The following is a 15,093-nucleotide window of genomic DNA, read 5'->3' on the forward strand; positions in this document are numbered from 1 at the left end:
GATCCAAGTGAGCCGGGCATTCTCGGCTCGGACCTTTCCGACCCGAAACCTCGAAACCATCGCCACTTCCGTCGGTTCCATTACACGCAGGCCTACGCACCTCGGCTCCCAATACCCCTAGGTTTTGGGGGCTGACCCTCGGTCCAAGGACAACTACAATACGGTGAGGGATGACCCGAGGAAGGGCAACCCCCATAGAAGGTAGCCGGCGGGTAATAGTGCGCCCGAGGCACCGCCGCAGCGAATCGAGAGGGAGATGCGCAGGATCGCGGCCTTCCCAAGGCACCAGCAGACGTCCAGCCATCATGCCAGTTCCCCAAGTAGTTATCGTCGGTCGCCCCAATGTCGGGAAAAGCAGCCTGTTCAACTGGCTCGCTGGGACCAAGATCGCCATCGTCGACGACCAGCCGGGCGTCACGCGCGACCGCATCACGCACCTCATGTGCCACGAAGACCGCTTCTTCGAGCTGGTTGATACCGGCGGAATGGGGTTCAACGATGCCGACAACCTCACCCAACACATCGAAGACCAGATCACCGTCGCCCTCGAGTCGGCCGATCTGATCCTCTTCCTGCTCGATACCCGCAGCGGCCTCATGCCGATGGACCAGGAAATCGCTAAGCGGTTGCGACTGGTGAAAGTGCCCGTCGTCTGCGTGGCGAACAAGACGGACGACCACACATTCGATACCGCAGCCGACGACTTCCATCGCCTGGGCTTCGGCTCTCCGGTGAAAGTGAGCGTGCTGCAGAATCGCAATCGCGGCATCCTGCTCAATCGCATCATCGACACGCTGCCCGAGCCCGGCGACGACAACACGCCTGACGCCGAGCCCACCATGAAGGTGGCGATTGTCGGCCGGCGGAACGTTGGCAAGAGCACCTTCGTCAACACGCTGGCCAAGGCCGAGCGAATGATCGTCAGCGAAGTGCCGGGCACCACGCGCGATAGCGTCGACGTCCGTTTCGAGCTCGACGGCAAGGCGTTTATCGCCATCGACACCCCGGGCCTGCGCAAGGGTAAGAGCCAGCGCGACATCGACTTCTACGGCATGCACCGCGCTCAGCGCAGCATCCGCCGGGCAGACGTGGTGTTCCTGTTCCACGACTGCACCGAGCGCATCGGCAAGGTCGACAAGCAGCTTTGCGACTACATCACCAGCCAGTACAAGCCCTGCTTCATCGTCGTCAACAAGTGGGATGAACTGGCCGGCACCATGCCGACCGAAAAGTGGGTGAACTACATCCACGATACCTATCGCACGATGCGATACGCCCCCATCGCGTTCATCACCGGCAAGTCGGGCAAGAACGTCAAGGCACTGCTGAACCACGGCCAGATGCTGTTCAAGCAGGCCCGCTCGCGCGTCGGCACCGGCGAACTGAATCGCATGCTCCGCGACGCTGTGAAGCGCAAAGCACCACCGATGTACCAGAACCGTCGGCCCAAGATTTACTACGCCACACAGGTCGGTATCGAGCCGCCAACTATCGTGCTGTTCTGCAGCCAACCGGCGGCGATCGATGCCAACTACCAGCGGTACCTGCTGAACACGTTCCGCGAGCAACTCGATTTCGACGAAGTGCCAATCAAGCTTTACCTGCGTCGTCGGTCCGATTCCGACCTCCGTGACGACATCGGCAGCGAAGCCATGGCCGACGCGTAAAGAGGCGTCGGCACCTCAGAAGTCTCGCGTGTGAACCGGGTCGTCCCCGACCCCGGAAATTGCGCCGTAAGAAATGCGCAACAATCGCGTGGAAACTTATTGTTCCAGCTTCTTGACGGGCAGATCAGGCAGGCCTGCGTCGGCGACCGAGTCGACCGCTCGTGTGTTCGCTAGGCTCGGTTCGGGGGTGCTGGTGCGTGCGACCAACAGGGCACCCATCACCCACACCAATACGAAACCCACCACTTCGCCGTAAAAGACGAACTGTTTCCAGGGGTTATTCGCGTTGTCTTGGGTTTCCAGCCGCATTGCTTCCTCGAAGGCCATCCATCGCCTGATTAGATCGGCGTGCCGGCAATGCCGACTCGCACGAAGAGAAGATCTCTGTTTCCAACAACCGGCATTACATCCGAACCGCCCGATCGACGCAAGGCCGAGTCGACGCCTGTGGACCTGCACAGATGCTAGCACGAGCGCCCTGGTGCTAGCAGCGTGCGGGAGGCGTAGAATGGGGTAGCAGACTAAAGTTAAGCCCTCGGCTTTCGGAACTTAGTCCCCTCTCCCCCAAATCCCTCACCCAATTGACTTACAATCCCCAGAGACCCTGCAGTGAGGGATTTGGGGGAGAGGGTTAGGGTGAGGGGGCTGCCCTGCAAGTAAAGCCATGCCCCCAAGACAACCTCCCATCGAAACCGCTCGCGCGCGGGAACTTCGGACGCGCCAGACCGAAGCCGAGGCACAGTTGTGGTCCGTCCTTCGCGGGCGAAGGCTGGGTGGGCTCAAGTTTCGGCGGCAGTTGCCCATCCCACCGTTCATTGCCGATTTCGCCTGCATCGAGCATTCCTTGATTGTGGAGCTCGATGGAGGCTATCACGACTACGTCGCCGCTTCCGATGCGTCGCGGCAGAGCTATTTGGAACAACAAGGCTGGCGGGTGATCCGTTTCACGAACGACGAAGTGCTCGAAAACCTCGAAGGGGTCGCCGTCGCGATTTGTAGAAGTTTGGGCGTAGAATACTTGGACACACCCACAGAAGAGTAAGCACCCCGCTGGGCAGGCCCCCTCACCCTAGCCCTCTCCCCCACGATTTCGCGATCATAAGTTCCTTTTCCCGCCAGCCCTCACCTCGCGAAATCGCGGGGGAGAGGGGACTGACAACCACCGAGCCGCTCCTACGCCATGTCTCGCCGCAACCTCACGCTCCTGCTCCTTGCCACGGCATTTTGCTGGCTTTGCTTCATTCGCAACGAGCAGGACCCCTACGCCCGCTACATGGTCGAGGGCTACGAGAAAATCGATCGCCACGCCTACCAGCAAGTTCCTGATCGCGAGCTGTTCCAGGGGGCGATGGACGGCATGGTTGCGGTGCTAAAGCGAGCCGGCGACGACCACTCGCAGTTCATTACCGAGCGACAGGCCCAGTTCTTCCGCGAAGAGATTAACCAGGAAATCGGCGGCATCGGAGTCCGGCTACGCTTTGAAGGCGAGCCACCGGTGCTCGAAGTCGCCGGCCCGCCCATGGCGGGCAAGCCTGCCGATCGCGCGGGGCTCGTCGAAGGGGACGTGATCCTGGCCATAGACGACTTTGGCACCACCGGACTCACCCAATTCGATTTCGATAAAGTGCTGGAACGGATGCGAGGCAAGCCCGGAGACGCGGTGCAGCTTTCGGTGCTGCACAAGGGCGAGAAGGTGCCCGTCACCCTGAAAGTAGTCCGCGAGAAGCTGACGCTCGACTCGCTGCGTGGCGATCGCTTGCTCCCGGGCGGAGCTTGGCAATACGTTCTTGAGGAAGACCCACGCATCGCCTTGGTACGCATCACGTCGTTTGGCGCGAAGACCTATACCGAACTCACCGACCTACTCCCCAAGCTTCAGGAAACTGGCACGGAGGCCGTAATCCTCGATCTTCGCGGCAATCCTGGAGGTCTGCTCGATTCGGCCGTCGCGACGTGCGAGCTGTTTCTGCCTGCCGAGAAGTTGATCGTGGAGACCCGTGATCGCCAAGGCGAGGCTCGCAGCGTCGCGCGAAGCTCAAGCGATGGGCCTTACGTCGACCTGCCGCTGGTCGTGCTGATCGATCGCAACAGCGCGAGCGCCAGCGAAATCGTTGCCGCGTGCCTCGAAGACCACGGCCGCGCGGTGGTAATCGGCGAGCGTACCTACGGCAAAGGAACGGTGCAGGAAACCTTGCCCATGCAGGCCGGCGACAGCACGCTGAAGCTCACCACCGCCAGCTTTTGGCGACCAAGCGGCCGCAACATTCATCGCCACGAACCCGACCGCACCAAAGCGATGGCCGACCCCGAATGGGGAGTCGCGCCGAACGAAGGTTTCGAAATCGAAATGACCCTCGACGAATACGTTGATTGGGCGAAGGCACGCGTGCTCCGCGATACCACGACGTACGATCCCGCCGCCGATGAATCCACGGAAGATTCCGAAGACACCCCGCTGTACGCCGACCCCGCCGTGGAGCTAGCAGTGGCGCACTTGCAGGAACTGCTGGATAGCAAGCAGGATGCTGAAACGGAGTAGCTACTCGGTAGCCGGACTCGCAAGAGTTCGGGCCGCGAACCCTAAAACTTCTCGCGAAGGCGTGTGAGCCGGGTCGTCCCCGACCCCGGACATGCCCGAGGTGGAACGCTTCACCACGGGTTCAAGTTTCCGGGGTCGAGGACGACCCGGCTCACGGTCGCCACGCGCCCGTAAAGTTTTCCACACCCGCACAGCCGTGATGCTTGCACTATCGAGGTTTGTAATCCTTGCAACCGGGCCGCCAGCGTGTAGTTCTTGCACACCGCGAAAAACCTCGATAATTCGCGGTGTTTCTGGGTGCCGGACAATTTCTGTCGCTGCCGCGCGGCGTTTGGCACACCACCTGCAATAGTCCCCTTCCGTTGAAGTGAGCCTTCAACAGATCGGGGACCTAAGTCGAGCGAAACGAGGACACACCGGCCCGCCACGGGCCAACCTCACCGCCGACCAAGACCCGAAGGAACTGCACTCACCCGGTCATAGCATTGGCCGCGTGAGTGTTACCGAGTCAGCGCAGGTGGGCAATCCTGAACTCCTCCTCCACTTGATCCCTGCGGGGGTCGCGCGAATCGGTGCCACGGACTTTTCTCGCTATCTAATCAAGAAGAACAAAGGCACACAAATGAACGCTCCTCGTCGTATCCGTACCGTTGTGGTTGAAGTCGCCGCTGACAATGACTGGCTCGCCAATGGCGGTAGCCGTCCCCGGTTCAAGCCGAGCGACCTCGTCCCTTGGTCCGACCCGTACATCGCCGGCCTGGTCCGTAAGCTGCAAGACGAAGTCCGCGACTCCAGCCGAGTCAACGCCGAAGCCGAAATGCCGTGGAACGAACCGTTCGAATACGAAACCGAAGACACCGGCTTCTCGATCGACGTCGACGCGCTACTGAAGCGGTAGAGAGTTTTGAGGCATCCCCATCGTTATGGCCAAGCGTCTGTGTCATCCTGAGGGAGCCTAAGGGACTGAAGGATCTCCGTGGCCATTCGCTCGAATGAACCACAGAGGGCACAGAGAGCGCGGAGGAAGAGGAGTTGCGACCGCTAATCTTCGCTAATAAACACTGATGACGATCCAGGCGAGCCGGAAGCGTTAGCGCCCGGAGGAACTGGGGGGTAATCTTCAGTCCCACATCAGCTGGTAAACTCTTTCGTTCTTTTGAAAGTCGTTGAATCGAGGGCCTAGCTCGGCGGTCGAATCGACGAGTCCGGATGTACCAAGAGGCTCCACCAGCTCCTCAAAGTGGGAAGCATTGAGTGAAGTCCGCACGGCAACACCCACGGCTGCATCGGGGTCGTCACTAGCGAGAATCAGTTGAACATCGGTGGTGTTCGGTTGGTTTCGAAGCGATAGCAGCGTTTCTTCTATTGCTGCGGTATTTCTTGCTTCCGGCAAGTTTGGAATCGCCTTGGAGCCCATTCTCAACCCACGGAAAAACTGCTCAATGTTCATCAGGGATTCCGGTCCCATAGCGGGTCGTGCGCCATACCGCTCCACCATTTGGTGAAACAACTGGGAGATACAACCACTCCACCCAGTAGCCAAGTCCGAAACACTAATCTCGTGAGTTGTCCCATCCAACAGCGTAACCACCGACTTCTTCTGGCCATCGCCATGCCGAGTAGTGCAATCGCAAATCGCTGCCCAAGGCAGCCGCTCGCAATTTCCAGTCTTCACGATGTACAAGGCCACGGGTGAGAAGAAGTAGGACTCTTTGTAAATCCCAAATATTCGCTCACCTTCGACGAGAGGCAGACTTTGGACTAGATCGCCGTCGGGAAACCTTTGGCAAAACGCGCCACGACCTTCTCGCTCCTCTTTGGAGAACATGAGAAGTATCCAGGCCACGGGATCATCAATCAGTGCCATAAACTCGGTACTCGTTTCTCAGCTCACTCCTCAGGATGACACAATTCCCTCCGTGTCCTCTGTGCACTCTGTGGTCAGCCAATCCCTTAAGCCACCGCGATTGCCGATTTCGCTTCCTTAAACTTCTCCACCGCCCCGCGCAAATCGTCTTCCGAATGTGCGGCGGAAATTTGGACCCGGATGCGTGCTTTGCCCATTGGGACCACGGGGTAGTAGAAGCCTATGACGTAGATGCCGAGCTCCAGGAGCTTGTTGGCTAGCGATGTGGCGAGGTTCGCGTCGCCCAGCATGATGGGGACGATCGGGTGTTCGCCCGGCAGAATATCAAAGCCGGCGTCGGTCATCTCGGTGCGGAACAGCTTGGTGTTGCGCATCAGTTTGTCGCGAAGTTCGGTCGAACGGCCGGCGATTTCGATCGCCTTGATCGATCCACCTACAATGGGCGGGGCGATGGTGTTCGAGAACAGGTAAGGCCGCGAACGTTGGCGGAGGAGTTCGATGATTTCCTTCTTGCCACTGGTGTAGCCGCCGCTCGCGCCGCCGAGGGCTTTGCCGAAGGTCCCAGTCGTGATGTCGATTCGACCCATCACGCCGCAATGCTCGTGGGTTCCACGCCCCGTGGGGCCCCAGAAACCGGTGGCGTGGCAGTCGTCGAAGTGCACCAAGGCACCGTACTCGTCGGCGAGCTCGCAAATCTGGTCGAGCTTCGCCACGCTGCCATCCATGCTGAACACGCCATCGGTCGTGATCAACTTAGTCCGCGCGCCCGCGGCGTCGGCTTCCTGAAGCTTCTCGCGAAGGTCGTCCATGTTACAGGTCTTGTAACGGTACCGCTTCGCCTTGCAAAGCCGCACGCCGTCGATGATCGAGGCGTGGTTCAACTCGTCGCTAATCACCGCATCCTCGTCGCCGAGCAGCGTCTCGAACAATCCACCGTTCGCGTCGAAACACGACGAGTACAAGATGGTATCGTCGGTGCCAAGGAAGTCGCTCACGGCGGTTTCGAGTTCCTTGTGGCAGGTTTGCGTACCACAGATAAACCGCACGCTGGAGAGCCCATAGCCCCAGCGGTCGAGATACTCGTGGGCCGCCTGGATGATCTCGGCGTTGTCGGCGAGGCCCAGGTAATTATTGGCGCACATGTTGAGCACCTCGTGGCCAGCGACGCCAATATGCGCCCGCTGCGGCGACTCAATCAGCCGCTCGTGCTTGTAGAGCCCGGCTTCGCGGATTTCATCGACTTGGTGAGTGATACGCTGGAGATCTTGGTTCATATCGTTCGCTCGCAATTAGCCCCGGCAGGAACGCGGGGATTCTGTGGGTTTGATATTCGTGCGTAGGGTGGGTGGTTCTGTCGGCTCAGCAAACTTGTAGTCTTTGAGATCATTCAGACGCCGACAGGTTCACCCACCTTCTTGTTCATGCTCGCTGCAATGGTGGGTGAACCTGACGGTGGTGAGCGTAAACGTTAGTCAGCGTCTTGCCCCGTCAGAACCACCCACCCTACTTTGTTGGCCGCAGCGACTCTGCGTACTAAACCGTCCAGTCCAGGATGATTTTACCCGAACTTCCCGAACGCATAGTGTCGAAACCTTGCTGGAATTCGGTGTAGGGCAGGCGGTGCGTGATCACAGGATTGATATCGAGGCCGCTCTGGATCATCACGGTCATCTGATACCAAGTCTCGTACATCTCGCGGCCGTAGATGCCCTTGATGGTGAGCATGTTGAACACCACCTCGTTCCAGTCGATGGCCATCTCGCCTTCGGGAATGCCGAGCATCGCGATTTTTCCGCCGTGGCACATGTTCGAGATCATGTCGCGGAACGCGCTGGCGTTGCCCGACATCTCGAGGCCAACGTCGAAGCCCTCGGTCATTCCGAGCTCGGCTTGCACGTCGGCGAGTTTGGTCGAACGAACATCAACTGCCCGCGTGACGCCCACCCGTTGAGCTAGCTCAAGCCGGTAGGGATTCACGTCGGTGATCACGACGTGCCGCGCGCCGGCGTGGCGGACCACGGCGGCGGCCATGATACCAATTGGACCGGCACCGGTAATCAATACGTCCTCGCCCAGCACGGGGAACGACAGCGCCGTATGAACGGCGTTACCAAGCGGGTCGAAGATCGACGCCACGTCGGGGTCGACGCCAGGCGCGTGGTGCCAGACGTTCGTCATCGGCAGCGAGATCAACTCGGCGAACGCACCGGGACGATTCACGCCCACACCCTTGGTCGCCTTGCAAAGATGCCGACGCCCCGCCATGCAGTTGCGGCAGCGACCGCACACGACGTGCCCTTCGCCACTGACGATGTCGCCGACGTGAAAGTCGTTGACGTTCGAGCCGACCGCCACGATCTCGCCAACAAACTCGTGGCCGACGACCATCGGCACCGGAATCGTCTTCTTGGCCCAGGCGTCCCAGTTGTAGATGTGGACGTCGGTTCCGCAGATGCCAGTCTTGTGAACGCGGACCAGAACGTCGTTGATGCCATGCGTCGGCTCGGGGACATCTTCGAGCCACAACCCAACTTCGGAATGCTTCTTTACGAGGGCTTTCAAGGCGGGAACTCAGACAGGGGAAAGGGGGGATGCGGAGAGGGACGACGCCTGTCGATTTGCATCACGCTAAACAAAGCCCGCGGATCGTACCAGGGACCGGCGGCCTCTGTGCGCATTGCCGGCCCGTGGAGTCGAACCCGCGCGGGCTGCCGGCGGTCTTAGAAGCGTAGTTAAGCTGCGCACTAATGATCTGAAGTTAAGTGCGGCACTAATCATCCTTCGACTCCGATTGGCAGCATCCCAGACGCCGCTCTAGAATCCAGCAACACTCCCCTCGGTCCGCCATGTTCTACGCTCTTCAATTCGCCGCCGTGCTGTCTGCCGCCATCTATGGCGTGCTGCGGGGCTTGCGTAAAGACTTTGACATCGTGGGCCTCGTCAGCGTGTCGTTCGCCGTGGCATTTGGCGGCGGTACGCTCCGAGACGTGCTGCTGGACCGCCGGCCGCTGTTCTGGGTCGAGAACGAAGACTATCTTTGGGCCGTGCTGGTGGTGGCCGTGATCGGCGCGGTGCTGCCACGGCAGGTTGCGAAGCTCGAACCCTGGCTCGCCCTGCCCGATGCACTGGGGCTGGGCCTCTGGAGCGTCGCCGGCACCGTGGTGGCGGTCGAGGCGGGAATGAGCCCCCTGGTCTCAGCCGTGTTCGGCGTGATGACCGGTTCGTTTGGCGGCGTGATCGGCGACATCATCTGCAACGAAACCCCCAGTCTGTTCCGCAAGAGCCCGCTTTACGCCACCTGCGCACTGGTTGGGTCCGTGACCTACCTGGCTCTCGACGCCGCCGGCGTCAGCGAGTGGACGTCCCAGCCCGCCGGCGTCGCCGTGGCGTTCGCCCTGCGGATGGTGGCAGTGCAATTCAACCTGCACGTCCCCGTGAAGACGCTGCAGGACAAGTGAGGCACGAGCGATCTCCCCAACAGCCCCGACCAAGCCTGGTCGGGGTACATGGCCAATCTCAGAGTTGCCACCAATGCTGGCGCCTCGGAGTTAAATTCCGCTCAGCCCGCCCGATCTCCCAAAGCCTCACAATCGCTTCGGTCGATACTATCGCTGGAAGCCGCATGGTGCGTAGCTAGCGGTGTACGCGGTGAGGGTGCTGGCGGGAGCCGCGAGGATGGGTCGTATCGCTTGCAAAATGACGCTTCGTAGCCTCACGCTACTCGTGGTGCTGCACGCAATCGTCCTGGGTGCATGTCGCGCTGCGATTGGCGACGACGCACCCCGTGCGGAGACGATCACGTCGACCCTCTTCTCGGACTCCGGTGTCTGGCAACCACTAAGTCACGACTCAGGGACTTCGTCCGTCCAGCCCACAGCGTTCCAGGCCGAGGGGATGACATTCCCCGTTCCCACAGCGGACGATGGCGATGGCTCGACCGACTACCAAGACGCACCGGGCGACGATTACCTGAACTCTGAGTACGCTCGGCAGTACCCGCGGCTTCCCAGTTACTACTTCAATCCCGACTACTACGACACATGGGACATCGGCGCGCGGCCTCTACCCGACTACGCCCCGCCCGGTTTCGAACCGCGCGACTACGAAAGCGCGCCTGGCGAGCCCGAGTTCGAGTGGATCACGCCCCCCACACCGCTCCCCGTTGGCGAACCTGCGGGGCTGGTGACGCGAGGCATGTATCCTGGCTCGTTCCTCGTGCCTGGAACCAACACTTCGTTCAGGCTCCGCGGCTTCGTGCGGATGACGGGACTGCTAGACTTCGCACCGATTGGCAGCGCCGACTCGTTCGTCACCAATACGATCCCCGTGCCGCAGCAGATCGGTCAGAACGTCAACATGACCGCCCGGCCGAGTCGGTTCTCGCTCGAAAGCTGGACGCCGACCAACTACTGCGACTGGAACGTCCACACGTTCATCGAAGGCGACTTCTTCAACGGCCCCGCGCAAGCGGCGGGGGGCGGCGGTAATCCGTTTCGTTTGCGGCACGCATTCATCGACTTCGGCTACTTCCGCGTTGGTCAGCAGAACAGCGTGTTCATGGACGGCACGAACTGGCCAAGTTTGGTCGACTTCCAGGGCCCCAACAGTTGGGCGAACCAGCGGCAGCCCGTCGCCCGCATGACTATCCCCATAGTCGATGGCGTTTACTGGGCCACCAGCGTCGAGCGCTGCTTCTCCGACATCACCACCAACGGTCAGGGCTCGGCGGTGCAGGACGTGCCCGACTTCGCGACGCACCTTCGCCTTCAAGGCGACCGCGGCTCGCACGTGCAGGTCGCCGGCTTGTTCCGCACCATCGGCTATCGAACCGACGACGAAGAAGTCACCCGCCGCATGGGCTTGGGAGTGAATGGCAACGTCGTGTTCCATCCGTGGGCGTGGTGGATGGGGACCGATCCCGTGCACGAAGAAGATCCCTCGGGCCTCACCCGCAGTCGCATTCTGATGCAAGCCAACTGGGGACCTGGCCTCGGGCGATACGTTAACGACCTAGCAGGGCAGGGGCTCGACGCCCAGGTCGATCCGATCACCGGTGCCTTCGATTTGGTAGAGGCCACCGCCTGGAACGCCAGTTACGAGCACTGGTACAACTCCCAGTGGCTTTCGAACTTCACGTATTCGCAGGTGTCGGTCGACAGCGCGCCGGGTCAGCCCGGCGGCACCTACGACAGCGCGAAGTACGTCGCAGCAAGCCTCTGGTGGATTCCGATTCCCCGCATGTCGCTGGGCATGGAATACCTGGTCGGCGAGCGCGAAGACCTCGACGGCGACTCCGCCCGCGCCCGAAGGTTTAACGCCCTGGTTCAATACAACTTCTAAGGTTCCGGTCGTGGTCTTAGCCGTTTTGGCGCTAGCCACGGTTCTTTTCTCGGGACCAACCGAGGCTATCGCCTAAACGGCTAATTCGCTGGGGGCTCGCGGTGCCGCTCCGCGGGCATTGAGGCTACAATGGCCGCTCTTTGGCTCGTTGTTCTAGCAGCGTTTGAGGATGGGTGCGGAGTCTATGAGTACGGAACTTGCCGTGGTGCTGGCGCTTTTGATGGCGGCCATCGTGATGTTTGTGATCAACAAACCACGCATGGACATCGTGGCGCTGTTGATGATGACGCTGCTCCCGTTTACGGGTGTCATCACCATGCCCGAAGCCCTCGCCGGGTTTAGCGACTCGAACATCGTGCTCATCGCCGCGCTGTTTGTGATTGGCGAAGGACTGGTCCGCACGGGGGTTGCGCAACTGCTCGGCGACTGGCTTCAGGCCCGCGCGGGAAAGAGCGAGACCAAGCTGCTGGTGCTGCTGATGCTCATCGTGTGCGGCCTAGGAGCGACGATGAGCTCCACCGCTGTGACCGCCATCTTCATTCCGGTCGTCCTCCGCATCGCACGGAAGACCCGCACCGCGCCGAGTCGGCTGATGATGCCCCTAAGTTTCGCAGCTTTGATCAGCGGCATGACCACGCTCATCGCTACTGCGCCCAACCTGGTAGTGAATAGCGAGCTGGTACGCCACGGAATCGATGGGTTCTCGTTCTTCGACTTCACTCCCTTCGGTGCGGTGATCTTGGTACTCGGTATCGTCTACATGCTGTTCGCACGGCGGTGGCTTTCGTCTCACGACCCCACCGCTGCCGAATCGAAGGCTCGACCACGACTCGCCGACTGGGTGGCGAAGTACCGATTGTCCGACCGCGGATTCCGCCTGCGAGTGACCCCCGAGTCGTCGCTTTCCGGCAAGACTCTTCGCGAGCTTCACCTTCGCAGCACCGCAGGTGCGAACATCGTATCGATCGAACGCCAGCAAGGTTTCTCCAAGCAGATGATCCGGCCCACCGAGTCCACCGAGCTTCAGGTGGGCGACACGCTGCTGGTCGACCTGCAGATGTCCGGCGTCGATATCGATAAGCTCCGCGAGCGGTACGAGCTGGAGCAAGTTCCGCTCACCGGCCTTTACTTCAACGATCGTGCCCAAGCGATTGGCATGGCCGAGGCCATCGTCACGCCCGACTCCGACCTCGTCGGCAAGACGCTCGTCGAGGCCGAGTTTCGTTCGCGGTACGGGCTGAACGTCATCGGCCTCCGGCGTGGTAGCGAAGCGATGGAGCAGCCGATCCTGAGCGAGTCGCTGCACGTCGGAGATACGCTGTTGGTGATCGGCGCGTGGAAAGAGATTGATCGCCTGCAACTCGACCACCACAACCTGATGGTGCTCAACCTGCCCCAGGAGCACGACGAGGTGCTACCCGTCGTCGGAAAGGCTCCCCACGCGGTGCTCGTTCTGTTGCTCGTCATTGGCCTCATGATCAGCGGACTGATTCCCATTGTGCAAGCCGCGCTCCTCGGTTGCCTATTGATGGGCGTGCTGGGCTGCGTCGACGTCCAGAGTGCCTACCAGTCGATCAACTGGAAAACCATCGTCCTGATCGTCGGAATGCTCCCCTTCTCTACAGCGCTCGACCGGACCGGGGGTGTCGAGATGGCTGCTGAGGGTATCCTATCGTTGCTGGGCGAATCGGGTACTTACGTCATCCTTGGCGCCCTGTTCGCCATCACGGCCATTCTCGGCATGTTCATCTCCAACACGGCGACCGCCGTATTGATGGCCCCCATCGCCATCGCAGTCGCCCAGGACACCGGCAACTCGCCTTACCCGTTTGCAATGATCGTGGCGCTCGCCGCCTCAACGGCGTTCATGACCCCCGTGTCGTCGCCCGTCAACACGCTGGTCGTAGGGCCGGGTAATTATAAATTTGGTGACTTCCTGCGGGTCGGCGTACCGTTTAGTATCATCGTACTTATCGCAAGCGTGCTGCTCGTGCCGTGGCTGTTGCCATTGAGGCCTTAAAGGTCGGCTCGCTGGTTCTCGGGAGGGCTTGGTGATGAATTCGGCGGGTGCGGCTCCGAAGGGTTTTACACAAAAGGTCTTGGACATCGTCGAGAAGGTGGGGAACAAAGTTCCGCACCCCGTCGTCATTTTCTTGATCCTCATCGCCATCGTGCTGGTGCTGTCGCACGTCCTGGTCCTGATGGAAGCTAGCGTCAGCTATCAGGTTATCAATCCCGAAACGCACGAAGTCGAGGACGCCACTACCACCGCGCGGAGTTTGCTTAGCGCCAGTGGTCTCCGCGATATGTACGTTCGGCTGGTGCCGAACTTCATGGGCTTCACCGCCATTGGTCTGTTGGTCGTGGCGATGGTGGGCGTGGGAGTGGCGGAGGAAGCAGGTCTGATCAACGCCCTGATTCGCATGCTGGTTGCCGTCTCGCCGCGATGGGCGCTCACCTACATCTTGGCGCTCGTAGGCATCCTGTCGAGCATCGCCGCCGACGCTGGCTACGTGGTGCTCATTCCTCTCGCGGGAGCGGCCTACCTCGCCATTGGCCGAAATCCTCTCGCGGGGCTGGCCCTCGGTTTCGCCGCGGTCGCCGGGGCGTTTAACGTCAACATGATCATCAAGCCGCTCGACGCCGTGCTGACCGAGATCACCAACGACGCCATTCACATGGTCGACCCTTCGAGTTCGATCGACCTGACCGCCGGCCTGTGGTTCTCGATCGCGTCGGTCCCCGTGCTCGCCATCGTTATTGCCCTGGTCACCGAACGGATCATCGAACCTCGCTTGGGGCCTTACGTCCCCGAGAAGGCGCATCCCGACGCCGACCTTGATACCAATGTTGCCGAATCGTCCACCGCGAGCGAAGGAACAGCGATCACCCCCGCCGAGTCGCGCGGTCTCCGCTTCGCCGCAATGGGGCTAGCGCTCGTGCTCGTCGTGCTGGGGTTCATGACCATTCCCGAATGGGCACCGCTCCGCAATCCGGACACGGGCGACCTGATCGGCAACTCGCCTTTCATGAACGGCCTGATCGTGCCGATCATGTTCCTGTTCCTCATCACCGGCATCGCGTATGGCATGGGAGCGCGAACGCTCGTAGGCACCAATGCCATCATCGCGGCGATGACTAAAGCCGTGTCGGGACTTGGCGGGACGATCTTGCTATTCCTGGTTATCAGCCAGTTCATCGCCTACTTCAACTACAGTAACATCCCCACGCTGCTCGCCGTGAACATGGCCGACGCGCTCAAGAGTGCAAACATCGGCACGATTTGGCTGCTGCTCGGCTTCATTCTGGTGGTGACGCTGCTCAACTTCATCTTTACGCCGGCGATTGCGAAATGGGCCATTTTCGCGCCGGTGTTCATCCCCCTGTTCGTCACGCTGGGGGTCGACCCTGCGGCAGTGCTCTCGGCGTACCGCGTCGGCGATTCGCCCACCAATGCCCTTACGCCCCTCAATGCCTACTTCGCCCTGGTCGTTGGCTTCGCCCAGAAGTACGACAAGACCGCTGGCATCGGTACCATCGTTGCCTTGCTGCTGCCCTACTCGATCTGGATGACCATCGTTTGGATGGCCCTGTTCGCGGCGTGGTACCTGCTGGGCTTGCCGTGGGGACTTTAATAGCTCGCGCCGAGCATCACCGTCGCGTAGCGTTGTTATCCGTTT

12 protein-coding genes are annotated in these 15,093 nt (G+C 60.7%); 8 read left to right on the forward strand and 4 right to left on the reverse strand.

The window, feature by feature from the left end:
- Positions 1-305 precede the first annotated feature (305 nt).
- Complete coding sequence (gene der / locus SH292x_RS20685) at positions 306-1,667, forward strand: ribosome biogenesis GTPase Der (RefSeq protein WP_442482925.1); 1,362 nt, start codon at positions 306-308, stop codon at positions 1,665-1,667.
- Between the two features lie 96 nt (positions 1,668-1,763).
- Here the strand turns inward: der and SH292x_RS20690 are convergent, their stop codons facing one another.
- Positions 1,764-1,976: a hypothetical protein gene (locus SH292x_RS20690; protein WP_442482926.1), complete on the reverse strand. Its 213-nt coding sequence runs from the start codon at positions 1,974-1,976 to the stop codon at positions 1,764-1,766.
- A 355-nt stretch (positions 1,977-2,331) separates the two neighbouring features.
- Here SH292x_RS20690 and SH292x_RS20695 point away from each other — a divergent pair, with 355 nt between their 5' ends.
- The 3 genes from SH292x_RS20695 (at position 2,332) to SH292x_RS20705 (ending at position 5,104) form a co-directional block, all read left to right on the forward strand.
- A complete protein-coding gene (locus SH292x_RS20695) occupies positions 2,332-2,709 on the forward strand; it encodes an endonuclease domain-containing protein (RefSeq protein WP_442482927.1) in 378 nt (125 codons plus the stop codon).
- A gap of 138 nt (positions 2,710-2,847) precedes the next feature.
- Positions 2,848-4,206: a S41 family peptidase gene (locus SH292x_RS20700; protein ID WP_442482928.1), complete on the forward strand. Its 1,359-nt coding sequence runs from the start codon at positions 2,848-2,850 to the stop codon at positions 4,204-4,206.
- 367 nt (positions 4,207-4,573) lie between these two features.
- Positions 4,574-5,104, forward strand: a complete 531-nt coding sequence (locus SH292x_RS20705) for a hypothetical protein (RefSeq protein ID WP_442482929.1) — start codon at positions 4,574-4,576, stop codon at positions 5,102-5,104.
- A gap of 222 nt (positions 5,105-5,326) precedes the next feature.
- Here SH292x_RS20705 and SH292x_RS20710 read toward each other — a convergent pair whose 3' ends face one another.
- The 3 genes from SH292x_RS20710 to tdh form a co-directional block, all read right to left on the reverse strand.
- Positions 5,327-6,073: a hypothetical protein gene (locus SH292x_RS20710; RefSeq protein ID WP_442482930.1), complete on the reverse strand. Its 747-nt coding sequence runs from the start codon at positions 6,071-6,073 to the stop codon at positions 5,327-5,329.
- Between the two features lie 86 nt (positions 6,074-6,159).
- On the reverse strand, positions 6,160-7,347 hold the full coding sequence (kbl, locus tag SH292x_RS20715) for a glycine C-acetyltransferase (protein ID WP_442482931.1): 1,188 nt from the start codon (positions 7,345-7,347) through the stop codon (positions 6,160-6,162).
- A gap of 259 nt (positions 7,348-7,606) precedes the next feature.
- Positions 7,607-8,635, reverse strand: a complete 1,029-nt coding sequence (gene tdh, locus SH292x_RS20720) for an L-threonine 3-dehydrogenase (protein WP_442482932.1) — start codon at positions 8,633-8,635, stop codon at positions 7,607-7,609.
- Between the two features lie 284 nt (positions 8,636-8,919).
- Here tdh and SH292x_RS20725 point away from each other — a divergent pair, with 284 nt between their 5' ends.
- The 4 genes from SH292x_RS20725 (at position 8,920) to SH292x_RS20740 (ending at position 15,048) form a co-directional block, all read left to right on the forward strand.
- A complete protein-coding gene (locus SH292x_RS20725) occupies positions 8,920-9,531 on the forward strand; it encodes a trimeric intracellular cation channel family protein (RefSeq protein WP_442482933.1) in 612 nt (203 codons plus the stop codon).
- Between the two features lie 238 nt (positions 9,532-9,769).
- A complete protein-coding gene (locus tag SH292x_RS20730) occupies positions 9,770-11,413 on the forward strand; it encodes a DcaP family trimeric outer membrane transporter (protein ID WP_442482934.1) in 1,644 nt (547 codons plus the stop codon).
- A 184-nt stretch (positions 11,414-11,597) separates the two neighbouring features.
- Positions 11,598-13,433 carry an SLC13 family permease gene (locus SH292x_RS20735; RefSeq protein WP_442482935.1) on the forward strand — a complete coding sequence of 612 codons (1,836 nt, stop codon included), beginning with the start codon at positions 11,598-11,600 and terminating at the stop codon, positions 13,431-13,433.
- A gap of 34 nt (positions 13,434-13,467) precedes the next feature.
- Entirely contained in the window at positions 13,468-15,048 is a 1,581-nt protein-coding gene (locus SH292x_RS20740) for an AbgT family transporter (protein ID WP_442482936.1), read from the forward strand.
- Positions 15,049-15,093 lie beyond the last annotated feature (45 nt).

This window comes from Aeoliella fuhlenseeensis (assembly GCF_052161615.1).
Classification (GTDB): Bacteria; Planctomycetota; Planctomycetia; order Pirellulales; family Lacipirellulaceae; genus Aeoliella.

Excerpts from the sequence above, each read along its gene's own strand:
- SH292x_RS20700 (WP_442482928.1), top strand. The coding sequence starts at position 2,848 with ATGTCTCGCCGCAACCTCACGCTCCTGCTCCTTGCCACGGCATTTTGC.
- SH292x_RS20690 (WP_442482926.1), bottom strand. The coding sequence starts at position 1,976 with ATGCGGCTGGAAACCCAAGACAACGCGAATAACCCCTGGAAACAGTTC.
- SH292x_RS20725 (WP_442482933.1), top strand. The coding sequence starts at position 8,920 with ATGTTCTACGCTCTTCAATTCGCCGCCGTGCTGTCTGCCGCCATCTAT.
- SH292x_RS20710 (WP_442482930.1), bottom strand. The coding sequence starts at position 6,073 with ATGGCACTGATTGATGATCCCGTGGCCTGGATACTTCTCATGTTCTCC.
- kbl (WP_442482931.1), bottom strand. The coding sequence starts at position 7,347 with ATGAACCAAGATCTCCAGCGTATCACTCACCAAGTCGATGAAATCCGC.
- SH292x_RS20695 (WP_442482927.1), top strand. The coding sequence starts at position 2,332 with ATGCCCCCAAGACAACCTCCCATCGAAACCGCTCGCGCGCGGGAACTT.
- SH292x_RS20730 (WP_442482934.1), top strand. The coding sequence starts at position 9,770 with ATGACGCTTCGTAGCCTCACGCTACTCGTGGTGCTGCACGCAATCGTC.
- SH292x_RS20735 (WP_442482935.1), top strand. The coding sequence starts at position 11,598 with ATGAGTACGGAACTTGCCGTGGTGCTGGCGCTTTTGATGGCGGCCATC.
- SH292x_RS20740 (WP_442482936.1), top strand. The coding sequence starts at position 13,468 with ATGAATTCGGCGGGTGCGGCTCCGAAGGGTTTTACACAAAAGGTCTTG.
- der (WP_442482925.1), top strand. The coding sequence starts at position 306 with ATGCCAGTTCCCCAAGTAGTTATCGTCGGTCGCCCCAATGTCGGGAAA.